Here is a 22,976-nt window from a genome sequence, read left to right on the forward strand (position 1 = left end):
ATAGTTGCGGCAGCGCGACCGTCATGGGACCCCCTGAGACTTCAAACCAATTCAAACTTTCAGCCACCTCGCTCAAGATCGCTGGTGCACATGGAAAGGCAGCTTGTAATGAAGCAAACTGTGCTCGACAGAGCTCAAAAGAAGGCATTTCGCCGGTTGATGCCATTCGTGGCATTGCTCTTCGTGGTAAACCAACTCGACCGCATTAATATCTCGGTAGCCGGACCCAATGGTATGAACGACGAGCTTGGGTTGACTGCCGCGCAGTTCGGCCTTGCGTCCGGCCTCTTTTTTATCGGCTACATGGCACTTGAAGTTCCCAGTAATCTCGCCCTGCACCGGTTCGGGGCGCGGCGATGGCTTGCGCGTATCGTCGTCACATGGGGAATCGTGGCGACGGCCCTGACTTTTGTTCCAAATGCAGAATGGCTATACGGTCTTCGCATACTGCTGGGGGTAGCTGAAGCTGGATTTGCCCCCGGAATCGTGGTCTACCTGACATACTGGTTCACGCGCGAGATGCGCTCACGGGCGACAGCCTTCTTCTTGCTTGGTATTCCTGTCGCGGCCGCCTTCGGCGTTCCGTCTATGACCCTGATTGGTGTCCATATGGACGGGTTCTTCGGGCTTGACGGTTGGCGTGTGATCCTTCTGATCACGGGTTTGTTGGCAGTGGTGCTCGGCGTCATGTGCTGGTTCTACCTGACAGATCGGCCTGCGGATGCGCATTGGCTGACAGCCGAGGAAAGCCAGGCGCTCACCGAGGCGTTGGCCACTGAGACCCCGGAAAAAGCGGGTAATCACAGCATTCGCAAGGCCCTGCTTAACGGGCAAGTGTGGCTACTCGCAGTCGCGCCATTCCTGGTTCTCTACTCCATGTTCGTCGTGACGTTCTTCCTGCCAACCCTGCTCAAAGATATTAATGCCCGGGAGTCTCTCGGTCTTAGCAGCGTGCAGGTGGGTCTCCTCTCTGCAATTCCGTGGGCTATCGGCGGCGCGGGTATGCTCTTTTTCGCCTCCAGGTCGGACAAGAAAAGGGAAGTAACCAAACACTTCGTTGCGGCCGCGACTATCGGTTCGATAGGGTTCTTTTTCCTTGCCATGTTTGGTTTGGACAACCCGTATATCGCTCTTGCAGCGCTAACGGTGGCCATGGTCGGGGTTCTTGGATCCCTTACTACGTTTTGGGTTCTTCCGTCGCGTCTCTATACAGGCGCCGCCGCGGCCGGCGTAATAGCCCTGATCAATACGATTGCCAATTTTGGCAGCTTTCTTGGGCCATACTCGTTTGGTGCGCTCAGTGACGCCACGGGAGGATACAAGGGCGGTCTGATTATCGTCGCCGTCGCCATGCTGCTTGCGGGACTTCTCATCGCACTACGCTTTCGCGACCTTGGGAGAGCCCCGGATGCCGAACGCGTCGGCAGCGTCTCCAAGACGACCAACGATGATCCGGAACCCCTTGCCCACCAAGCGAAATACCCCATAACGGCCGAGGCCGCGCCTCGACAGGTGTTTCCGCGGGAGGAGGACTAATGACACTGCCTAAGTCTGTCGTGGTGCGTGAAGTAGGCGCGCGTGAGGGTATGCAGATCGAGAAGGGACCAATCTCGACGGCGGAGAAGATACGTCTGGTGAACCTTCTGTCCGAGTGCAACTTCCCGGAGATCGAAGTTACCTCTTTCGTCTCACCGAAGTGGGTGCCGCAAATGGCGGACGCCGAGCAGGTTGCAACAGGGTTCACCCGGAAGCCGGGCACCGAATATACCTGTGTTTACCTGAACAAGCAGGGTCTCGAACGCGCACTCGCGGTCGGCACTTTGGACGTCAAGGCCGCAGTGGTCGTCTCGGCGAGCGAGGAGTTTTCCCACAAAAACATGAGACGTTCCACCGAGCAGGTGCTTGCCGACCTCCCGGACTCTCTCGCTGTCGCCCGCGATGCGAACGTACCAGTGGCCTACCTGTCGGTCGCGGCGGCCTTCGGCTGCAATTACGCCGGAGACATCGACCTGGGTGCTGTGATCGATCGCTTTACGCGTGCGCTTGCAGTAGCAGCGGACGCAGGTGTTCATATCCCCACTTTGCTTTTGGCGGACACCATGGGGTGGGCCAACCCCGAACAGATTCGCCGCACCGTCGGTGAAGTTCGGGAGCGTTGGCCGGAACACGACATTCGGATGCATCTGCACGATACCCGCGGCATGGGTATCGCCAACGCCTACGCGGCGATGCAGCTGGGAGCACGCGACTTCGATGCCTCGGTCGCGGGGTTGGGCGGATGCCCGTTCGGCGGGGACCACGGCGCCGCCGGGAACATCGCCACCGAGGAGTTCGTGCACATGTGCCACGAAATGGGAATCGACACCGGGGTCGACCTTGACCGCCTTATCGACGTCGCCCTCCAATCCGAATCCATTGTGGGACATTCCCTTCCCGGGAAAGTCATGCGCGGACGCGCACTACACACATATCGCTGATGCTCCGACTGCCTCCGAATCCGGGGGCGCGGTGTTGACGGCCCTACGCTCCGGGCACTACTGGGGAGTATCGCAAAGGTCGCAAAGGGGAACTAGTCCACCGAGCTGCCGGGGATCGACTCCGGCGTCGGTCTTGTGATGCATCGCATGCGGCGGTCCAATGCGCAGCGCGAAGGTCGCGGGCTCGAATCCTCGGACCAGTGTGCGGAACCTGGAGCTTCCCGTAACCGCCCCGTCTGGCAGCTGATTGCAGGAGGTGCAAACTGACGTCTCCCAAGTCCAGACCTCTCAGCAGAAGGCCGATCTCTCGACTAATAAGTATGCCGCTAGCCACAATCATAGAAAGAGTCTCAGTGAAAAAGATTTCATTTGCAGCACTATGCCTGATCGTCGGTCTCACAGCCACAGGCTGCGGCGGCAACGCCTCGACGACGGGCAGTGAAGAAAAATATCCCGACCGTCCAATCAATATGACTGTGGGCGGGGCTCCCGGCAGCGGGTTCGATCTAACGCTGCGAACGCTTACAGAAGTCCTGGGGAAAAATAAGATTGTAGATGTCCCCACCCCTATCGATAACCGGCCTGGGGCTGACGGCGGGCTCTGGGCTTCGCAAATGATCGATAAGTATTCTGGAGCCGACGACCGCCTTTCCGTCACATCATTGGTGATGATGACGAATCATGCTCGTGGCAAGTCTGAGTTCAACTATGACGATGTCACTATGATCGCGCAGCTGATGACGGAAAATTTTGCCGTTGTCACGAACAAGGACTCGGGCTACGGTGATCTGCCGGCGGTCCTCAATGCGGTCGTTTCCGACCCAGGGTCGGTACCCGTTGGCGCTGCATCGGATGATCAGATGCCCTTCGCGTTACTGGTTGAAGCTGCGGGCGGTGACGCTTCCAAAATCAACTTTGTGGCCTACGAGGGCGGCGGGGAACAATCCACTGCTCTGCTTTCCGGAGACATAGACGTCGCTATCGCTGGCAGCAGCGAATTGCTTCCCCTGATTACATCTGGGGACCTCAAAGCTCTGGCTGTAGTGGGCAAGGAGCGATACGAAAAGTTGAGCGATGTTCCGACTACAACTGAGCTGGGTTACGACGTTACGATCGCAAACTGGCGCGGGATTTACGGCCCCCCTAACATGCCTGATTACGCCGTCAAGTACTGGCAGAACGCGATCAAGGAAGCACTCGAGACAAAGGAATGGCGTGATGCCGCGGAGAAGAACCAGTGGGTAACGAGTTACCGGACGGGTGAGGATCTCAATACCTTTCTGAAGGAAACGAACCAGCAGGTGACCGATGCCTTCACGAAAATTGAGAAGGGGTGACCACACCAATGTCGGCTGAAAAGACCCCCACTTTATCCCGCGGGCGCTCCGACTTGCTGTGTGGACTCGGCGTGCTGGTTGGGGGCTCACTTCTACTCGTCAGCGCGCTCGGCATAGACACTACTCTTGGGACTAAAGCGGGAATTGGTCCTGGGACGGTGCCTGTTGCCCTAGCGACCTTGCTTATGGCCGGCGGTGCCGCGCTTCTCTTCACCGGTATTCGGGCGGCGCGAGCATCCCACACCGGTACGCAAACATTTTCACAAGCCGCAAGCGATGTAGAAGCGCTCTTGAAGGAAGCTGAACCACCCGTCCCGCTCAAGAAACTCCTTGTCATGGTCCTCCTCTTTGTCGGCTACGCTGTCGCCTTTATCCCTCTCGGCTACGTGCTGTCGACGGCGGTTTTTCTCGGGATCGTAGTTACCGTCATCGATCCGGCTAAATGGAAGCGGAATGTGCTGTTCGCCTTAGGCTTCTCAGCCATTGTTTATCTGGGCTTCACCCAACTCCTCGGCGTACCGCTTCCTGTAGGTGTGCTCGGATTACCGGTAGGGGGCTGAATGGACGCGTTCGGTTCTCTCCTAGCTGGCCTCGGGTCTGCGGTCACCCCGACCAATCTGATGTTCGTTTTCCTTGGCGTTCTCATCGGCACAATCGTAGGAGTGCTCCCTGGACTCGGCCCCATTACGGCCATAGCACTTTTGATTCCGCTTACATTCGGCCTCGAACCCACTAGCGGCCTGATACTGCTTTCAGGTGTTTACTACGGCGCGATGTACGGCGGATCAATTACTTCCATACTCATACGAACACCCGGCGAGGTGGCATCTGCTGTCACAGCGCTCGACGGGCACCAGATGGCCAAAAAGGGACACGCTGGGCCTGCCCTGGCTACCGCTGCCGTTGGTTCGTTCATTGGCGGCACATTAGCCGTCATCGGTCTAGTTTTTCTGTCTCCGGCTCTGGTCACCCTCGCGACAACGTTCGGAGCCGCTGAATACACTGTTCTGCTCCTCGGAGCACTTGCACTCACGGCATCCTTGATGAGTGGGTCTAAGCTGAAGGCCGGTATCTCCGTGCTTATCGGAATGTCATTCGGCGTGGTCGGGCTCGATCCGCAAAACGGAGTGGAACGTTGGACCGGAGGGGCTATCGAGCTTTCCGACGGCATCGACATCGCTCTAGTTGCCATGGCCCTTTTCGCCGTGCCAGAGGCGCTTCGTCACCTCGCAGTCGGTGACCGGAAGCCCTCGTCTACGACGCATGTCCAACGGGCTTGGATGAATAAGGAAGACCTTCGCCTATCAGTGGGACCTTACGCCCGAGGCTCCGTAGTTGGATTCTTGGCCGGAGTGATACCTGGCCTCGGACCGACACTTGGCTCGTTTGCCTCCTACTCATTGGAACGAAGTGTTGCCCGGGGCGAGCGGAAGAAACTCTTTGGCAAGGGAGCAATTGAAGGGGTCGCCGGTCCTGAGACTGCAAACAACGCTGCAGTCGGCGGTGCCATGGTTCCCATGCTGGCTTTAGCGATACCAGGATCGGCGACAACGGCGCTTCTTCTTTTCGTCTACCAGATGTATGGGTTGCAGCCGGGTCCTCAACTTTTCGTGAACGATGGTCCACTCGTTTGGACGATCGTCGCGTCGATGCTGATAGGTAACGCCATGCTGCTGGCGTTGAACATGCCGATGGTTCGCATCTTCACGCCAATGCTGAAAGCACCACCGCCGCTGCTTTACGGCGGAGTACTGGCATTCGTGATGTTAGGCGCGTATGCCCTGACATTCAGCTTCTATTCACTGTTGCTGCTTATCGCCATAGGCTTGCTCGGCTACGTGATGCAGGAGAACGATTTCCCGCTCACGCCGGCAATCCTGGCAGCCGTACTGCTTCCCATGCTCGAGGTGAATCTCCGTCGATCCCTACTCGTATCAGACGGCGACTGGACAACGTTCATTAGCAGGCCCTTGTCGCTCATCTTAATCGTCGTCATCGCGCTCGGCACGATTGTGCCGTTCATCATCAGGACAATACGCGCAAGGTATCAAACCCCTGCAGCGGAACCGACGAGAATAGACGCCTTGAGTTAGGGGCGACTCCTCATCTAGGTGGACCCAGTCTCGGTCAGGCAGCCCCCACGGTGGGACACACGAAGACCTCTTAGATTCAGTTGGCAGTTATGGCAACCACCAATCTAAGAGGTCTTCCCTACTGGCGATGTCACCAACGTCTTGGCGGCTTGTGCCACGGAAAGATCGCGCATTTTGCTGGTCAGCTCGAGAAGCGGGGTCGTGCCCACTGTCGACAGGGGGCATGTCCAGGCTAAACATCGGCCGGCCATTCAGCATCGCTCGAAAGGTCAGCCACCGTAATGCATCTTTTGCACAGCTCCGAGGCTTCCCAAGTAGCGAAATGGGACAAGTCACCTTGTCCAGGGGTGCTACGGCTGACTTACACAGTTCTGCCACCGGTAAGGCCAGTACGCCAATAAGCGCAGCTCCACCCGCCATGGCATTCAATGCGGCTGCTGGCCAGTAGGCCCACTATGCGCGGGTTCTTGACAGTCAGTGTCTTCTGAGTCACAGTTTATCCATGCTTTCGGAAGTTCTGGATCCAGAGAGCACAGTCTATATAAGTGAGGTTCTGATGCAGTTCGCCCTTCGAGACTTGACGATCGGAGAGGTTCTCTCGACCCAAGCCACACGACACCGTGACAAACCGTGCCTGGTCTTCGAAACAGTCAGTTTCACGTATCAGGAGGTAGAGCTGGAAACCAACAGACTCGCCAACGGCCTGGGTTCAGCTGGAGTTGATTTCGGCGAACACGTAGCAGTTATGTTGGGTAATGGTCCAGAGATTTTGCTCTCAATTTTCGCCTTAGGGAAACTAGGCGCCGTAGCCGTCCCGCTGAACACATCGGCGAGAGGCAAGGGGCTGGCCTACAATCTTGATCACGCTGATGCCACCACGCTGATCGCTGATGCACAGTTCCTTCCGCATATCGCGGCGATCATCCACGTAACCTCCTCTTTGAAGCGCTTGATCATCGTCGGTGAGCCGCCCGCTGGCGCTGACCTGCCTGCTGGTCTCATTGTCTTGAAGTTCACCGATCTGCGGTCCAGCAATACACTTGCGCCCAAAACTGCCGTGAAATACAACGATCAAGCCTTCCTGATGTACACGTCAGGGACGACCGGCCCATCGAAGGCCGTTATGTACACACACGCGTACGCCCTTACGTGGGCCGGGGGGTTCGCCGATGCACACAGCTATCGCAGCGACGACATCATGTACGTATCCATGCCCTTGTTTCACGGGAATGCTTTGCATTCCGCCACGTATGGGTGCTTATTGGTCGGAGCCACGGTCGTTGTAAAGCCCAAATTCTCGGCATCCAAGTTTTGGCATGACATATATACCTACGGTGCCACTTTGACAAACCTTTTAGGTTCAATGGGTGACATTCTCTGGAATCTTGATCCATCCGAATATGAGCGCAAGAACACCCTTCGCCAAATTATGGCGGGACCCATACCAGACCGCGGTCGCCAAATGGAAGAACGCTGGCATGTCCAGCTAGTGTCCTGTTTCGGATTAACCGATTTCGGAGTTTCAAACTTTTCGACGGTCGATGATCCTCCTGGTAAGTTTGGATCTTGCGGAATGGTGTCACCGCATTTCGAGGTACGAATTGTTGATGATAACGATTTCGAGGTACCTGACGGACATCTTGGCGAGATTGTCTTGCGCACAAAGACGCCATGGCATAGTGCCTCGGGCTACTACAAGATGCCAACCGAGACAGCGGCTAGTCTGCGGAATCAATGGTTCCATACCGGAGATTTAGGAATTTGCGATGCAGACGGATTTCTGTACTTCAAGGATCGAAAGAAGGACGCAATCCGCAGGCGCGGTGAGAATATATCTGCGTTCGAGGTTGAGCAGGTGTTGATGGACTACGAGGGCATTGCGGAAGTCTGTGCCTATGCGGTGGCGATTGACGGAGACGAAGAAGTGGGCGTTTCTCTTATTACTACGCCAGGCCACAACTTTGTGCCGGCTGATCTGATTAGGTGGTGTGAGGGACGAATGTCGTACTTCATGGTGCCGCGATTTATCGATACGCGCGAAGACTTGCCGAGAACTGAGAGCGGAAAAATTCAAAAGCATTCGCTTCGCACGGATGCGCAATCCAACGTCAAGCAGTTGTGGGATCGCGTGTCGGAAGGCATCGAGGTTGGTCGGCTATGACCCGTCTCGAAAAGATAGCAGCAGGATTTCGTTTACTGGAGGGGCCGGTCTGGGATCCCGCCTCCGGCTTGGTATTCGCAGACGCCGAGGGGGGCGGGGTATTTGGTCTCAACGAGACTGGAGCTGGCCCCGCCACTATCGTGCAACACCGACGAGGAATCGGCGGGTTAGTGCGTCATCAGTCCGGCGGTCTTGTCGTATCCGGTCGCAATGTCGCATACAAGGGAACCGATGTATCGTCGACGGTCGTTCTGTTAGACAACACCCCTGAAGTAAGTGGAATGGTCGGATTCAGCGATATGTGTGCCGATGCAGCGGGCCGCGTGCTAGCCGGTATGTTAGGGTCTCGGCCCACCGAGGAAAACCATCTCTCCGACCACGGGAGTCTCTGGCTCATCGACTTGGACGGATCCGCCCGATGTCTAATACCGTCACCTAAGGTTCGGCACACCAACGGTTTGGCGTTCTCCCCAGACGACACCAGCCTCTACTATGCAGATTCTGGTCAGCAGGCTGTCTTCGTATATGACTACGACGTTGCCAGCGGCCGTGTCGGCGCACCACGTCTGTTCGCCACGATGGACGCGGGCATCCCTGATGGGCTAGCGGTTGCGGCTGATGGAAGTGTCTGGGTAGCAAACGCGTTCGCATCCCGTGTGCTTGTTTTCGGTCCTGACGGAGGTCTGCAGCGCACCGTTAACATTCCCCAGGAAATCGTGACCAACGTTTGTTTCGGCGGCACTGCAATGGACGAGGTATTCATCACCACGGGGTCCCTGAACCCGGCGGAGCGTGTTGGTGCTGTGTATCACTTGACTAACGACGTCCCTGGACTGCAAACCCATCAAGCAAAGTGCCCCGTGCTGGTAGGAGCGACGCCCCCGGCCGTGTCCCCAAAGGAGGAGGACTAATGACACTGCCTAAGTCTGTCGTGGTGCGTGAAGTAGGCGCGCGTGAGGGTATGCAGATCGAGAAGGGACCAATCTCGACGGCGGAGAAGATACGTCTGGTGAACCTTCTGTCCGAGTGCAACTTCCCGGAGATCGAAGTTACCTCTTTCGTCTCACCGAAGTGGGTGCCGCAAATGGCGGACGCCGAGCAGGTTGCAACAGGGTTCACCCGGAAGCCGGGCACCGAATATACCTGTGTTTACCTGAACAAGCAGGGTCTCGAACGCGCACTCGCGGTCGGCACTTTGGACGTCAAGGCCGCAGTGGTCGTCTCGGCGAGCGAGGAGTTTTCCCACAAAAACATGAGACGTTCCACCGAGCAGGTGCTTGCCGACCTCCCGGACTCTCTCGCTGTCGCCCGCGATGCGAACGTACCAGTGGCCTACCTGTCGGTCGCGGCGGCCTTCGGCTGCAATTACGCCGGAGACATCGACCTGGGTGCTGTGATCGATCGCTTTACGCGTGCGCTTGCAGTAGCAGCGGACGCAGGTGTTCATATCCCCACTTTGCTTTTGGCGGACACCATGGGGTGGGCCAACCCCGAACAGATTCGCCGCACCGTCGGTGAAGTTCGGGAGCGTTGGCCGGAACACGACATTCGGATGCATCTGCACGATACCCGCGGCATGGGTATCGCCAACGCCTACGCGGCGATGCAGCTGGGAGCACGCGACTTCGATGCCTCGGTCGCGGGGTTGGGCGGATGCCCGTTCGGCGGGGACCACGGCGCCGCCGGGAACATCGCCACCGAGGAGTTCGTGCACATGTGCCACGAAATGGGAATCGACACCGGGGTCGACCTTGACCGCCTTATCGACGTCGCCCTCCAATCCGAATCCATTGTGGGACATTCCCTTCCCGGGAAAGTCATGCGCGGACGCGCACTACACACATATCGCTGAGTTTAGGTCCAATAATTCAAAGGGTTTTCGTATACTAGCTTATTTGTAAAACGCTAGTTAACACGGTCAGGAACAGGCATGGCACACAACAATCTATCTACTTCAGCGGGACTGAATTCCGGACAAAGCACATCACTTTCCCTTCAGGCAAACCGTCGAAGAACAGTAATATCGAGCGCGCTGGGCACCACGATAGAATGGTACGACTTTCTCCTGTACGGCTTCCTGGCGCCCGTTGTGTTCAACGAGCTGTTTTTCCCGACATTCGACCCTGTGGTCGGCGCCATTATTGTGTTCTCAACGTTAGCCGTAGGATACGGCGCGCGGCCACTTGGAGGCATCGTATTCGGCCACTACGGGGATAAAGTCGGTCGAAAAAAGATATTCATGGTGACTCTGATCGTGATGGGTGTCTCTACAGTAGGTATTGGTATGCTGCCCACCTACGAAACCATAGGCGTATGGGCACCCGTATTCCTGGTCACGCTTCGATTTATTCAAGGAATTGGCGTCGGCGGTGAAACGGGGGCTGGCACGCTCCTCACCCTTGAAACGGCTCCGGATAACCGACGCGGCCTGTATGGCTCAATCGTCATGGCAACCGCCAGCGTCGGGGTAATACTTTCAGTTGGTTCCGTTGCACTGCTAAGTCTGATGCCGCGGGAAGATCTACTTTCCTGGGGATGGCGCCTACCATTTCTGGGCAGCGTTATCCTAGTTGTAATCGGTGCTTACATCCGGCGCCGTATCACCGAATCGCCGGCTTTTGCGAAGAAACAACAGATCATAAAGGTTCCTGCTCTCGAAGTCTTCCGAACTGCATGGCGGCCTACTCTTGCCGGAATTGCCTTGGCAATGGTTGCTTCCACTCTCTACCACCTCGTTGCGACTTTTGCACTGTCGATTGGGCCTCGGAACTACGGTCTCTCAGTGACCGGACTTACCGTCGCCACCATGGTCGCGGGCGTTGTTTCGCTGATTACTATTCCCCTCAGTGGCCGCCTATCCGACTCGGGAGGACGAAAACGCAACTACTACATCGGTATTCCGCTCGCCATGGTAACGGTTACGGTCTATTTCCTGTACTTACTGCCGTCACAGAATATTCTACTTGTGGGTTGCGGAATGGTAGTAGCTATTGGGGTGGCACAAGCGCTGATGTACGGCGTTGAAGGAGCACTCATTTCCGAGAACTATCCGACGCCGGTTCGCTTCTCTGGATTCTCAATTGCAAAACAGATTGGAACGCTGTTGGGCGCAGGATTCTCACCTCTGATTGCTTCGAGTTTGGCCGCCGCGTTTAATAACAACGCTTGGGCGTACGTTATCTTTTTCGGATTGGAGGCCGTAATTGCTCTAGTCGCACTTACCCTCATGAAAGAAACCTACCGCACCCCCCTGCAGCCGGCAGTTCCTCGGTAACCGGACTACACGTCCAACTCGAATCCTTTGGTCCAGTGACGTAACGTGACGGCACGAATATAGGGAGAGGGCAGAGTGAGAGCTGCCGAGTCTCAACGCCTGCTGGGCAATCCTCCACGACGCAGGGATCGGTGAAGCTGCCGCCGTCTTTGCGCGCTCCATCCGAACACGGCGCAACGCTGCATCAAAGACCAAAGATCCGGAGGATGGACCAGGCCAGGCACAGACTTTGGCTGTAGTCGGTTGTATGTCTGTCGCCGGCACAACCACTCATAGCGGCTCTTGCCGAATGTGACCACCTCAGTGTCGGCGACTTGTCGGTGCCACCGACGTAAAACCGGGCTGGGGAAAATGCGGTGGCCGCAGCGGGAGTGCCGCGCCATAGCTCGGATCCCTGCTGTAATGAATGCGTCTGAGAGCATTCGTTACAGCAGGGATCCGAGCCTTCAGATTTAAGAATGCGGGAGCTGTTTCACCATAAATCCCAAGGAGCTCCCGCTGATGGCTGGAGTCAGGACATGGCCTTTTTGGGACTGGCGGCAGGCGGGGAAATCTCCACAGCGTTCCGGAAGGGCTGCTATGCGGGTTTAGGGCAAAACGTGTGTATGGCAGTGTCCTACTTGCCAGCAACAGGGGCAAGTCGGGGGCAGCTATGCTTTGGGCCCTTAGGGTTGCTGGGGTTCTTGCATGTCTCTTGGGTGTTTGATCTGTGGTCGTGCACTGGTTCTGAAGGGAAAGCGGCTGCCGGTAAGCAGCAACTGGGTTACGTGCCGACCCCAACTCGAGAAACGTCCGGAAGTGAGCCAGGGGGCAGAGCCGGACGCGTTCCTGGACTGGTCTTTGAGCACCGGCTTTCAAGTAGGTTTGCTTCTTTTGCACGGCCTCTTCTTTCCGGCGGAGCACGGCGTGGTGTTGGAATATTGCATCCGTGTCCCGGTTGCCGGGTAGGTCCTTGACCGGTTCCAAATCCGTGGATCTATGTGGGTCCGGGGTGCTGTCTAATTGCTGCGTGCAAGGATTATTGCTCGGCTGGCTGTGGTGTTATGCCGAGAAGGAGGCCGCGAAGGCAGCCCGGGCCACTTCCGCCTGATTTGGTTGGCAAGCCAGGCCGTGACTGAGACTCCGTAACATTTCAGCAAGTCAAGGGCAGGGGTGGGGCAGCTGAAAGGCTTAGTAGACCGCGTGGTGGTGGCGGCGACAAGCTCAGCCCAGGACAGGCATCCCGCTGGGTCTTCGCTGGAAGTCGTGGTCCAAAGATTCGCCCGGTGTGACCGTCGATGCCCGTAGCAGATTAGCTTCATCGCTGATACAGCAATGGTCCAAAGTGAGCTAACAAGACCACGGCGGCACGAGGGTCGATATCTGCCGTCGCCGGCTATGTCGTGAAAGCGGACCCCGGCCCACCCATCTACATGCTCCGTCGGAACAAATGCCGGAGCCGACCAGATTACAACTCTGAGTGCCAGGAAATTCTGCCTGACCCCACAGATAGCTGACCGCCGGGCGGCCGAGCCCGCAAATTGGCTTACTTTTCGACCATCGCTGACAATCAGCCACTAGATCTGGGCAGCCAACGGCTCGAACCGCTTTCCCACCATAACTTGGTACTACCACGGGAGCGATCCCATGTCGTTGGACAGCCTGCTGAAGCTGATCATCGCAGACGTCCTCGTGGGCCTAGTGACTTTGGCTGCGGTTAGGTTCTGCCGACTCTCCGGCCAACGCCGGCTGCAAGATCTTTGTCTATCGAAGTGGCGTGGTGACCGAGGGTGATTCATGGTTGGGGTCCCGAAGGGTGAACTGGCTTCGGGTCGGGTGGACTGTTTTGTAGGTGTGGGATCCCGGCGCGGCACCCGGCCTTCGGGCGTGTGCGTTGCGCTTCTCCTTGCCGCGCCGGGAATTTTTGACAGGTTTGTCGTCGAGGGCTGCTGGGAGATTGAAATGTGCACGTCGCCCCGCAGCTGGTAGGGCGTCAGCCGTGGGTAAAGTTGGGCTGTCTCTTTTCGACGAAGGCGCGCATACCTTCTTTTTGGTCCGAGCTGGCGAACACAGAGTGAAAAATCCTGCGTTCGAAGAGGATGCCGCTGTCCAGGGGCATTTGAAAGGCAGCATTCACTGCCTCCTTTGCCAGCATGACAATTGGCGCGGACTTCTCAGAGATAGTCTTCGCAGTTTCCAAGGCATCCTCCAGGAGCCTGTCGTGAGGGACAAGCCTTGCTACCAGACCGATGCGTTCAGCCTCAGCCGCGTCGATAGTGCGGCCCGTGAGGATCATCTCCATAGCCTTTGCCTTGCCGACGGCGCGCGTCAACCGCTGTGAACCTCCCATGCCAGGTATGACGCCCAATTTGATCTCCGGCTGGCCAAATCGCGCTGAGTCAGCTGCAATGATGAAGTCGCACATCATTGCCAGTTCACAGCCTCCGCCCAGCGCGTGGCCAGCGACGGCAGCAATTATCGGGGTCCGTACGGCGGCCAGACCGTCCCAGCCCTGCAGCCAATCGTCCAAGTACATATCCATGTAAGTCCGGGAAGACATCTCCTTGATGTCGGCCCCTGCGGCGAAGGCGCGATCGGATCCGGTCAGAAGGATGGCACCCGTATCAGGGTCCTTGTCTAAGCTTCTGGCAGCCGAGACGACTTCTTGCATGAGTTGAAGGTTCAGTGCGTTGAGAGCCTCCGGTCGATTCAGTGTGATGACGCCTACGCGTCCATTTTGCTTTACGGTGATGGTTCGAAAATTCATGCTCTTCCTCGAAGGAGGCTGCGCTAGGCAACTAGGAGTGGGTGTGGATTCCAACCGGGACCGACCGCTCTTCGGGCCCGTTGTAGGCACTGAGCGGGCGGATGAGGGCGTTGGAAGCGGCCTGCTCCATGATGTGGGCGGTCATGCCGGGGATACGGCTGGCGACGAAGATGGGGGTGAACATGGGGGTGTCGAAGCCGATGAGGTGATAGGCCGGACCCGAAGGGTAGTCAAGGTTTGGCTTGATAGCCTTGGCTTCGTCCATCGCCTGTTCGAGGCCGTTGTACAGTCCCAGAATTTCCGGCCTGCCGTAGTAGTCGATCAGCTTGTCCAGGGCCCCCTTCATGGTGGGCACCCGGGAATCGCCGTTCTTATAGACCCGGTGTCCGAAACCCATGACCTTTTTCTTCTCTGCGAGGGCTTCCTCCATCCAGGATTTGGCCCGGGTCGCGGCTTCGTCGAGAGATTCCTCCGGGCGTATTCCGATTTCAGTGAAGGTGTGCATGACTGCTTCATTGGCGCCGCCGTGCAAGTGACCTTTGAGCGCCCCGATGCCGGCTGTAACGGCGGAATGCAGGTCCGAAAGTGTGGACGTGACTACACGCGCAGTGAACGTGGAGGCGTTGAAGGAGTGCTCCGCGTACAGGATCATGGAGACATTGAAAGCCTCTACGACCGCGTCCGCGGGTTCTTCACCAAAGCTCATCCAGAGGAAATTGGCCGAGTAGCCCAGATCATCCCGAGGATTCACGAGATCCTGGCCGCGGCGGCGGCGCTGGTCGTAGGCAACAACGGCAGGCATGGCCGCAAACAGATCGATCGCCTTTGTCAGGTTTGCCTCTGGTGAGGAGTGCTCGGACAGCGGGTGACGCGCGCCGAGGACGGATGCTGCGGTGCGGCAGACGTCCATCGGATGAGCGGACTTAGGCAGCGAATCAATGATCATTTTGAGAGCCGGATCGAGGCTCCTGCTTGCACGCTCGCGAGCAATGAACTCCGCAAGTTCGCTTTCTGAGGGCAGCTCAGCGTTCCAGAGGAGGTAGGCGACCTCTTCGAAGCTGCACCGAGCGGCGAGTTCCTGAACCGGGTAGCCGCGGTACAGCAGGGAGTTGGTATCCGGGTTGACCTTGGAAATGGCGGTGTAGTCCACCACGACCCCAGTGAGGCCTTTTCGAATGTCTGTATCAGTCATGCTGAACTCCTTCGTTGCATTACGTGTATTAGCGGATATTAGGGATCTGGAAGTTGAAGACGTCGGAATCGAATTTGTTGTAGGCCTCGTAGTCCACCAAGTCATAAAGACGCGCACGAGTGAGCATTTCGGGGACGCGGACCTGCTGTGTTCCGAGGCTTCTGAGCGTGTCCAAAACCCGTTCAGCAGCGCCCATGGCGCTGCGGAGCAGGGTCACCGGATAGATCACCATGTTGACGCCTACGTTCTGCAGTTGGTCTTTGGTGAACAGGTCGCTTTTGCCGAACTCGGTCATGTTGGCAAGGATCGGCACGTCGACGGCGTCCCGAATGGCACGGAACTCGTGCAGGTCTCGCATGGCCTCGGGGAAGATGGCGTCCGCGCCGGCGTCGACCAAGGCCTTTGCGCGGTCTTTGGCTGCCCGGAGTCCATCCACGGCGCGGATGTCGGTGCGGGCCATGATCAGGAAGTTGGGGTCGCGGCGGGCGTCGGCGGCTGCCCTGATCCGCTTGGTGGCCGTGTCGAGGTCCACCACGTTTTTCCCATCCAAATGGCCGCACCGTTTGGGGTTGAACTGGTCCTCGATGTGGAGCCCGGCCAGGCCTGCATTCTCGATTTCCTGGACGGTGCGGGCAACGTTCATCGGTTCGCCGAAGCCAGTATCCGCGTCAACGATCGCGGGCAGGTCGGTCATCCGGGCGATCTGACCGGCACGGGTGGCTACCTCGGTGAGCGTGGTGAGCCCGATGTCCGGCAGGCCCAAGTCATTGGCCAAGACGGCGCCGGAAATGTAAACGCCCGCGAAGCCCTTTTCCTCGATCAGCCGCGCCGAAAGTGGGTTGAAGGCGCCGGGAAACTGCGCGATGGGCCCGGATCGCAGGAGTTCCCGCAGTTTAACGCGTTTCCACTCGGGCGTTGTTCCTGAATACAGCATTTAGAACAGCCCCCGTGGTGCTGCGTCGAGGTCGATGACGCCGGGGGCGGCGGTGATGTTTAACTGGTCCAGCTCGCCCGGGCCCAGGTCCGGAAGAGCTTCGGCAGCAGCGAGGAAACGCTCGATTTCGGCATCCTCGACGAGCCCGGCCGCAAGGGTGCGGAACTTGTGCACGTACTGTTCGCGGGCGAAGGGCCGGGCCCCAAGCGGGTGGGCGTCGGCCACAGCGATCTCATCGGTGATGATGGTGCCGTCCGTAAGGGTGATTTCCACGGATCCGCCGAAGGCTTTTTCGTTGGTGTCCAGGGAGTGGTAGCGGCGGGTCCACTCCAGGTCTTCCTCGGTGGTCACCTTGTGCCACAGCTCGACGGTGTCAGGCCGGGCGGCGCGTTCGGGGGCGTAGGAATCCACGTGGTGCCAGGCCCCGTCCTGGAGCGCGACGGTGAAGATATACGGGATGGAGTGGTCCAGCGTCTCCCGTGAGGCGGTCGGGTCATATTTCTGCGGATCATTGGCGCCGGACCCGATGACGTAGTGAGTGTGGTGGCTCGTCCTAATTTGCACCGACCTCACGTTTGCGGGGTCGGTGGCCTCCGGGTGGTCCTTGTGCAGCTTCCGAGCGAGGTCGATCAAGGCCTGGGCCTGGTATTCGGCGGAATGTTCCTTGGTGTAGGTATCCAGGATGGCGCGCTTGGCCTCGCCGGCCTCGGGTAGCGGGACCTCATAGGTGGCCCCCGGGCCATCCAGCATCCAGGCGATGACGCCGTCCTCGCCTTCGTAGATCGGCACCGGGGAGGTCTGTCCGCGCATGGCACGGTCCGCGGCTTCAACGGCCATCTTCCCGGCGAAGGCGGGGGCGTGCGCTTTCCAGGTGGAGATCTCGCCCTTACGTGACTGCCGAGTGGCGGTAGTGGTGTGCAGCGCCTGGCCAACAGACTGGAAGATGGTCTCGACATCAAGGCCCAGAAGGGTGCCAATCCCTGCTGCGGCGGAGGGGCCGAGGTGGGCCACATGGTCGATCTTGTGCTTGTGCAGGCAGATCGCCTTCACAAGGTTCACCTGAATTTCGTAGCCGGTGGCAATGCCCCGGATCAGGTCGGCGCCGCTGGAACCCACGTGCTGCGCGACGGCCAGGATCGGCGGGATGTTGTCGCCCGGGTGTGAATACTCGGCAGCCAGGAACGTGTCGTGGTAGTCCAACTCTCGTACAGCAACGCCATTGGCCCAGGCAGCCCATTCCGGCGAGACCCGTTCGCCGACGCCGAAGACCTTAGCCCCCTTTCCGCCGGTACTGGGGCTGTGGGCCAGTGCCTGGGCGCGGGCGGCCACGATCGGCGCCCGGTTCAGCGAGGCAATGGCCACGGACGCGTTATCGATGACGCGGTTGATCACCATATCAGCCACTAGCGGTGTAACTTCTACATCGTCAGCAGCGACCACCGCGATCTTGTACGCCAGCTGCTCCTCGCGAGCAAGGTTCTCTTCACTCTTGTATACACGGACGGAATGTTTATTCTTCACGTTGATTCTTTCAGGATTGCGGATGATGGGATTTCTGGACCGCGCAGGCGTCGCACTTTTGCCGTGTCGTTGAGGAGGGGGAGCTAGTTCCGGTAGAGCAGCAGCGCTTCGCCCTGTCCACCGCCACCGCAGAGGGCGACTGCCGCGCGGCCGGACCCCCTGCGGAACAGTTCGTTGGCGGCATGAAGTGCCAGGCGCGCCCCCGAAGCTCCGATGGGATGGCCCAAAGCGATGGCCCCGCCGTGTATGTTGCAGCGGTCCAAGGGAATTCCCAACTCGTTCAGCGACTGAACCGCGACGGCGCCGAAGGCCTCATTTATCTCGATGAAGTCGAGATCTTCTGCGGTCCACCCGGCCCGTGCCAGCGCCGCACGGGTGGCGTTCGAGGGCTGTGAATGCAGTGAATTATCAGGACCAGCTACTTGGCCAGGGGCGCTGACGACGGCAAGGATCTCAAGTTGGAGTCGTTCAGCGTTGGCGCGACTTGTGAGGACAAGGGCTGCAGCTCCATCGGAGAGGGGCGAGGCGTTTCCTGCCGTGATGCTGCCATCGGCAGCAAAGGCGGGACGTAATTGGGACAGGACACCGACGTCGGTGCCCGGTCTTATCTGTTCGTCCCTGTCCAGAACCAGCGACTGTCCTTTCCTCCTGCCGTCAACAGTGATGGGTACGATTTCGTCCTTGAACACTCCTTCGTCGGCTGCCTGAGCAGCTCGCCGATGGGACGCCGCCGCCACCTCGTCTTGTTGGCGTCTCCCTATGCTGTGCACCTGGTTGCCTCGTTCAGTCAGGAGGCCCATAGAGATGCCTTCCTGTGCGTCGCTGAGGCCGTCACTGACAAGGGAATCGATCAAGTTGCCGCCGCCGTATAGCCATCCTTGGCGCGAGCCAGGCAGCAGGTGTGGACTCCGACTCATGGATTCCTGCCCGCCGGCAACCACTACTTCCGCGTCACCGGCGCGGATGAGGCGTGCAGCATCTATGACGGCGGTAAGCCCGGACAGGCAAACTTTGTTTATTGTGGTCGCAGGTACTTTCCCGCTAATTCCAGCTTTTAGCGCGGTCTGGCGGGCCGGATTTTGTCCTGAGCCTGCCTGCACAACCTGGCCCATCACCACGGCATCTACCAGGCCCGGATCGATGCCGGCCTTTTCAAGTGCTCCGCTTACTGCTGCTGCACCGAGTTCTACCGCGGTCAGTCCAGCCAACTGGCCGTTGAGCTTGCCTTGGGGGGTTCGGGCACCACCGATAATCACTACATCCTCCGGGCGGGAGGGTATTTCATGTGTTGGCTTGCTGTGCATGCTTTGTCCTTCGAAATCAGTGTTGATGTGCGGGGCTACCGGGAGGCCATTCGCAGCGCCCCATCCATCCGGATGATTTCCCCGTTGAGATAGTCGTGGTCGATGATTGACAACGCCAGTTGAGCGAATTCCTCGGGGCGGGCTAACCGTTTGGGGAAGGTGACGCCGGCGGCAAGTCCCTGACGCACTTCATCGCTCACAGAGGCCATCATGGGGGTTTCGACGATGCCGGGTGCTATGGCATTTACCCGTATTCCATACTGGGCAAGGTCCCTGGCTGCAGGAAGGGTGAGGCCTACAATGCCGGCTTTTGACGAGGCGTAGGCGGCTTGGCCAATCTGCCCTTCGAAGGCAGCGATGGAAGCCGTGTTGATAATTACACCGCGTTGACCATCACTATCCGGGTCTGTGCGTGAGATGGCTTCAGCCGCGGAGGCGAGAACGTTGAAGGATCCGACGAGGTTTACTTCGATGACCTTTGCGAAGAGTGAGAGGTCATGTACGCCTCTTTTCCCGAGGATTCGCATTGTTGGGAGAATGCCTGCGCAATTGATTACTGTCCGCAGGGGCTTATCGGCCGAGGCTTTCAAAACGACGTCACGGATCTGAGCAACGTCGGTCACGTCGGCCTCGACGTACTCCACGCCGTTCACCGGCTGACTCTTTCCGATGGAGTCGCCGAGGTCGACGGCAAACACGTTTGCGCCCCGTTCGGCGAGAACCCGGGCGGTGGCTGCGCCAAGACCTGACGCGCCGCCGGTAACGATTGCTGCAGTATTGCTGAGCTCCATATTAATTGCTCCTCTGTGTAGGGCGCTTGCTTCCGGGACGGTGCAGGTGGTGATGCGGCTGATATTGGGGGGGCGGCAAGGGCTTTGGGTCAGGCGAACGCAGAGATACCTGTCAGGGCCCGCCCGACCAAGAGAGTGTTGATTTCGTGGCTGCCCTCGTAGGAGTAGATGGCTTCCGCGTCAGCGAAGATTTTCGCCATCTCGAAGTCCGTGCTGATCCCATTGCCTCCCACGATTGACCTACCGAGAGCAACGGTCTTGCGCATCCGCTCTGTGCAGGTTGCTTTTGCCAGCGCAGCATGGTCCATGGTGAGAAGGCCCGACTCCGTGAGGCGTGCGAGTTGGATCATCAGGGAAAGGGACATGGTTGCGTTTCCTATCATTCGAGCCAGTTGAGCCTGAATGAGTTGGAAGGAAGCAATCGGTTTGCCGAATTGCTTGCGCTGGAGCGCATATGCCCTCGCAACATCGAATGCTGCAAACTGCTGGCCGACGGCCTGCCAACTGACCCACACCCTTGAGTGAAGGAGGAGAGAGTTGGCGTCCCGGAACGTTCGTGTTCCTGGCAGCCAATTGGTGAACGGGATTCTGACGTTATCCAGAGTGATGTTGGCATTCTGGATAATGCGGACAGCTGCCTTGTTGGGTATGGCTTCAGTGCGGAAACCCTCGGTGCCTTTCTCGACAATGAACCCCTTGATCTGGTCGTCCGCTGTATCGCGGGCCCAGACCAGGACGTAATCCGCGAAGGTACCGTTGCCGATCCATCTTTTGTGCCCATTCAGAATCCATTCATCTCCGCTTCGGGTTGCAGTGGTTTCCATCTGCCTGGAAATGTCGGACCCGTGCAGGGGCTCCGTAAGGGCGAAGGCTCCTATTTTTTTCAGGGACAGCAAGTCTGGAAGCATGGTCTGACGATGCTCATCGGAGCCCAATTCGCGGATCGCTGTGGTGAACAGTTCGTCATGGACGCCAAAGAACGTGGACACGGAGGTATCCGCGCGTGTGAATTCCATCTGGATCAATCCGGCCAATAGATGCCCACGGCTATTCAGTCCGGTCAATTGCTGTTTGCCCAGTTTGGGCAGGAGCTCGAATGGGAATTCCGCTCGATTCCAAAAATCGACGGCAATGGGGCGTACTTCCTGCTGGAAAAAGTTGCGGGCTTGGGCGAGCTGGGCCTGCTCGGCTACGGTGAGGAGGCCCGAAAGGTAAAGAAGATCCGCCTCGGGGTACGGCGGCAAATTGTCCTGAACTCCTGGCGCTGCGGACGCAGGCGGGGGCCCTTTCTGGAGCACCGGCATGGTTCCTCTTCTCTGACGTTTAGTTTGTTGTTTAACGGTTCGGCCACGGCCACGGCCACGGCCACGGGGCAGCTTGCCCATGGCCTTGAAAGTTCGATGGGATAAAGCTTCTGGCCGTATCTTTGTCCACGAACTGGCGGCAAAGTCCTTCTCCTTGTGGGAGCCGAACGATGCTGCGGCCGGCCATACCACTAACCCGCGATCACATTTGTTCGGAATGAGCGTCGATGTTGCCTGACTTCAACCGACGTCCGATTGGGATGGTCTGTCATCTGCCACTAGGGAGCGGCCTCGTGATGGCGGCCGCACCCGGGAGTTGGGTTGTTACCCGTGGGTGGTTTAGAGCAGTGCCAGACCGGGTTCCCTAAGGAGCGCGGCTGTGTCTGCCAAGAGTTGTGAGCCCTGCTGTCCATCCATGACCCGGTGGTCAAAGGACAGTGCTAGCTGGAGGACCGATCGAGGCTCGATTCTTTCGCCATGTTCGTCCTCTACGACCCAAGGAGTCCGACGAACTGTTCCTACCGCCAGGATCGCGGCCTCCCCTGGGTTGAGGATTGGTGTGCCCGTATCAATTCCGAAAACGCCGATATTCGTGATCGTGACTGTCCCGTTGGTCATCGCCGCTTGTTCGGTCTTGCCCGACCTGGCTGTAGAAGCCAGGTCACCGATCGCCGTCGCTAGTTCAGCGAGACCCAGACACTGGGCACCCTTGATGTTGGGCACGATCAGCCCTCTCGGTGTAGCCGCCGCAATGCCTAGGTTGACTTCGCGGTACTGGACAATTTCCTGCGCGGCTTCATCCCACTTCGAGTTCGCCTCGGGCGTCCGCTGAATGGCCTTCAGGAAGGCGCTTGCGACGAAGGCGAGCGGTGTGAGCTTGACGTCGAAAAACTCCCTGCGGCGGCCTATTTCGGATTTCAATGCCAGAGTCCGTGAAATGTCGACTGTAACGAATTCCGTGACGTGCGGTGCTGTAAATGCGGACTGCACCATGGCAGCCGCAGTGTGTTTCCGCACCCCCTTGATAGGAATACGAATGTCGCCGCCAGCGACGGGGTTTACCTGTGCTTTCAGACCACCAATCGGGGTGTCACTCAAACCATTGTCGCTGGCGTGTGCCCTGAGCACATCTTCGCGGGTGCATATGCCGCCAGGCCCGGTGGGTTCGACGGCATGCAGATTAAGGCCAAGGTCTTTTGCCAGCTTTCTGACCGGCGGGGTCGCCTTTGGGCGCCCGGTTTCGGCAGGGGGCTGAACCGCCGGACTATCCTTAACTTCGCTTGGGACGGTTCGGGAGCGGCGTCGCTTACTTTGTACTTCACGCGCTCCATAGCCAACCAGGAGTTTGGGATCTTCCTCATCCGCGGTGGCTGTTGACTCTGGGGACGTTCCTGGCCTGTCGGATCCGTCAGCAGGCTCAGGGGATGAAGTCACAATGCTGATGATTGGCCGTCCTACATCAACCGTCTCCCCTTGTTCGGCCAGCAATTCGCTGACTTCACCTGCAAATGGGCAAGGGAGTTCTACCAGCGATTTTGCTGTCTCGATCTCTACGATGGCTTGGTTAACCGTGACTTGGTCGCCTTGTTTGACAAGCCAATTGATGATTTCTGCCTCGGTGAGGCCTTCACCCACATCCGGCAGGGCGAATTGTTTTACGATCATGGTTCATCTCGTCCGTTAGTAGTTGAAGCTGCGGTCAACCGCATTAAGGATTCTGTCCAGCCCGGGAGGCCACCACTCTTCTTCCAGCCTGCTTGAGGGTGTGTGTGACGTACCCGGCGACCCTGATTGCTGGGGCTCCAAGAATGGAATGCCGCGCTATGCACCAAGGACGCGATC

The 22,976-nt window shown here is 58.3% G+C and carries 17 protein-coding genes; 9 read left to right on the forward strand and 8 right to left on the reverse strand.

The genetic code is table 11. The annotated features are described in order from the left end of the window. Positions 1–108: 108 nt before the first annotated feature. The 9 genes from QFZ60_RS11375 (at position 109) to QFZ60_RS11415 (ending at position 11,342) form a co-directional block, all read left to right on the forward strand. Positions 109–1,536, forward strand: a complete 1,428-nt coding sequence (locus QFZ60_RS11375; protein ID WP_307090594.1) for an MFS transporter — start codon at positions 109–111, stop codon at positions 1,534–1,536. Beyond that, positions 1,536–2,477 carry a hydroxymethylglutaryl-CoA lyase gene (locus QFZ60_RS11380; RefSeq protein WP_056394567.1) on the forward strand — a complete coding sequence of 314 codons (942 nt, stop codon included), beginning with the start codon at positions 1,536–1,538 and terminating at the stop codon, positions 2,475–2,477. The genes QFZ60_RS11375 and QFZ60_RS11380 overlap by 1 nt, the downstream gene beginning before the upstream one ends. A 353-nt stretch (positions 2,478–2,830) precedes the next feature. Next, a complete protein-coding gene (locus tag QFZ60_RS11385) occupies positions 2,831–3,814 on the forward strand; it encodes a tripartite tricarboxylate transporter substrate binding protein (protein ID WP_307090595.1) in 984 nt (327 codons plus the stop codon). An 8-nt stretch (positions 3,815–3,822) separates the two neighbouring features. Further along, positions 3,823–4,374, forward strand: coding sequence for a tripartite tricarboxylate transporter TctB family protein (locus QFZ60_RS11390; protein WP_307090596.1), 552 nt, complete (start codon positions 3,823–3,825; stop codon positions 4,372–4,374). Next, positions 4,375–5,907 carry a tripartite tricarboxylate transporter permease gene (locus QFZ60_RS11395; RefSeq protein WP_307090597.1) on the forward strand — a complete coding sequence of 511 codons (1,533 nt, stop codon included), beginning with the start codon at positions 4,375–4,377 and terminating at the stop codon, positions 5,905–5,907. Between the two features lie 502 nt (positions 5,908–6,409). Next, positions 6,410–8,068, forward strand: a complete 1,659-nt coding sequence (locus QFZ60_RS11400; RefSeq protein ID WP_307090598.1) for an AMP-binding protein — start codon at positions 6,410–6,412, stop codon at positions 8,066–8,068. After that, positions 8,065–8,979, forward strand: coding sequence for an SMP-30/gluconolactonase/LRE family protein (locus tag QFZ60_RS11405; RefSeq protein ID WP_307090599.1), 915 nt, complete (start codon positions 8,065–8,067; stop codon positions 8,977–8,979). Before QFZ60_RS11400 ends, QFZ60_RS11405 begins: the two co-directional genes overlap by 4 nt. After that, positions 8,979–9,920 carry a hydroxymethylglutaryl-CoA lyase gene (locus QFZ60_RS11410; RefSeq protein WP_056394567.1) on the forward strand — a complete coding sequence of 314 codons (942 nt, stop codon included), beginning with the start codon at positions 8,979–8,981 and terminating at the stop codon, positions 9,918–9,920. Before QFZ60_RS11405 ends, QFZ60_RS11410 begins: the two co-directional genes overlap by 1 nt. Before the next feature lie 78 nt (positions 9,921–9,998). Continuing rightward, positions 9,999–11,342: an MFS transporter gene (locus tag QFZ60_RS11415; RefSeq protein ID WP_307090600.1), complete on the forward strand. Its 1,344-nt coding sequence runs from the start codon at positions 9,999–10,001 to the stop codon at positions 11,340–11,342. Positions 11,343–13,314: 1,972 nt separating this feature from the next. Here the strand turns inward: QFZ60_RS11415 and QFZ60_RS11420 are convergent. The 8 genes from QFZ60_RS11420 to QFZ60_RS11455 form a co-directional block, all read right to left on the reverse strand. Then, entirely contained in the window at positions 13,315–14,088 is a 774-nt protein-coding gene (locus QFZ60_RS11420) for an enoyl-CoA hydratase (protein WP_307090601.1), read from the reverse strand. A gap of 31 nt (positions 14,089–14,119) precedes the next feature. Next, positions 14,120–15,280: a bifunctional 2-methylcitrate synthase/citrate synthase gene (locus QFZ60_RS11425; RefSeq protein WP_307090602.1), complete on the reverse strand. Its 1,161-nt coding sequence runs from the start codon at positions 15,278–15,280 to the stop codon at positions 14,120–14,122. 28 nt (positions 15,281–15,308) lie between these two features. After that, positions 15,309–16,214, reverse strand: coding sequence for a methylisocitrate lyase (prpB, locus tag QFZ60_RS11430; protein WP_307090603.1), 906 nt, complete (start codon positions 16,212–16,214; stop codon positions 15,309–15,311). Then, entirely contained in the window at positions 16,215–17,735 is a 1,521-nt protein-coding gene (locus QFZ60_RS11435; RefSeq protein ID WP_307090604.1) for an MmgE/PrpD family protein, read from the reverse strand. Positions 17,736–17,818: 83 nt separating this feature from the next. Beyond that, positions 17,819–19,039: an acetyl-CoA C-acetyltransferase gene (locus QFZ60_RS11440; protein WP_307090605.1), complete on the reverse strand. Its 1,221-nt coding sequence runs from the start codon at positions 19,037–19,039 to the stop codon at positions 17,819–17,821. Between the two features lie 35 nt (positions 19,040–19,074). Beyond that, on the reverse strand, positions 19,075–19,830 hold the full coding sequence (locus tag QFZ60_RS11445; RefSeq protein WP_307090606.1) for an SDR family NAD(P)-dependent oxidoreductase: 756 nt from the start codon (positions 19,828–19,830) through the stop codon (positions 19,075–19,077). 89 nt (positions 19,831–19,919) lie between these two features. After that, positions 19,920–21,134: an acyl-CoA dehydrogenase family protein gene (locus tag QFZ60_RS11450; protein ID WP_373427720.1), complete on the reverse strand. Its 1,215-nt coding sequence runs from the start codon at positions 21,132–21,134 to the stop codon at positions 19,920–19,922. A 339-nt stretch (positions 21,135–21,473) separates the two neighbouring features. Beyond that, on the reverse strand, positions 21,474–22,799 hold the full coding sequence (locus QFZ60_RS11455; RefSeq protein WP_307090608.1) for a dihydrolipoamide acetyltransferase family protein: 1,326 nt from the start codon (positions 22,797–22,799) through the stop codon (positions 21,474–21,476). Positions 22,800–22,976 lie beyond the last annotated feature (177 nt).

Origin of the sequence: Arthrobacter sp. B2I5 (assembly GCF_030816735.1) — a bacterium.
In the GTDB taxonomy this organism is placed as follows: domain Bacteria; phylum Actinomycetota; class Actinomycetes; order Actinomycetales; family Micrococcaceae; genus Arthrobacter.

Coding starts and splice junctions, on each gene's coding strand:
- QFZ60_RS11375 (WP_307090594.1), top strand. CDS start 109: ATGAAGCAAACTGTGCTCGACAGAGCTCAAAAGAAGGCATTTCGCCGG.
- QFZ60_RS11380 (WP_056394567.1), top strand. CDS start 1,536: ATGACACTGCCTAAGTCTGTCGTGGTGCGTGAAGTAGGCGCGCGTGAG.
- QFZ60_RS11390 (WP_307090596.1), top strand. CDS start 3,823: ATGTCGGCTGAAAAGACCCCCACTTTATCCCGCGGGCGCTCCGACTTG.
- QFZ60_RS11395 (WP_307090597.1), top strand. CDS start 4,375: ATGGACGCGTTCGGTTCTCTCCTAGCTGGCCTCGGGTCTGCGGTCACC.
- QFZ60_RS11400 (WP_307090598.1), top strand. CDS start 6,410: ATGCTTTCGGAAGTTCTGGATCCAGAGAGCACAGTCTATATAAGTGAG.
- QFZ60_RS11405 (WP_307090599.1), top strand. CDS start 8,065: ATGACCCGTCTCGAAAAGATAGCAGCAGGATTTCGTTTACTGGAGGGG.
- QFZ60_RS11410 (WP_056394567.1), top strand. CDS start 8,979: ATGACACTGCCTAAGTCTGTCGTGGTGCGTGAAGTAGGCGCGCGTGAG.
- QFZ60_RS11415 (WP_307090600.1), top strand. CDS start 9,999: ATGGCACACAACAATCTATCTACTTCAGCGGGACTGAATTCCGGACAA.
- QFZ60_RS11420 (WP_307090601.1), bottom strand. CDS start 14,088: ATGAATTTTCGAACCATCACCGTAAAGCAAAATGGACGCGTAGGCGTC.
- QFZ60_RS11425 (WP_307090602.1), bottom strand. CDS start 15,280: ATGACTGATACAGACATTCGAAAAGGCCTCACTGGGGTCGTGGTGGAC.
- prpB (WP_307090603.1), bottom strand. CDS start 16,214: ATGCTGTATTCAGGAACAACGCCCGAGTGGAAACGCGTTAAACTGCGG.
- QFZ60_RS11440 (WP_307090605.1), bottom strand. CDS start 19,039: ATGCACAGCAAGCCAACACATGAAATACCCTCCCGCCCGGAGGATGTA.
- QFZ60_RS11445 (WP_307090606.1), bottom strand. CDS start 19,830: ATGGAGCTCAGCAATACTGCAGCAATCGTTACCGGCGGCGCGTCAGGT.
- QFZ60_RS11450 (WP_373427720.1), bottom strand. CDS start 21,134: ATGCCGGTGCTCCAGAAAGGGCCCCCGCCTGCGTCCGCAGCGCCAGGA.
- QFZ60_RS11455 (WP_307090608.1), bottom strand. CDS start 22,799: ATGATCGTAAAACAATTCGCCCTGCCGGATGTGGGTGAAGGCCTCACC.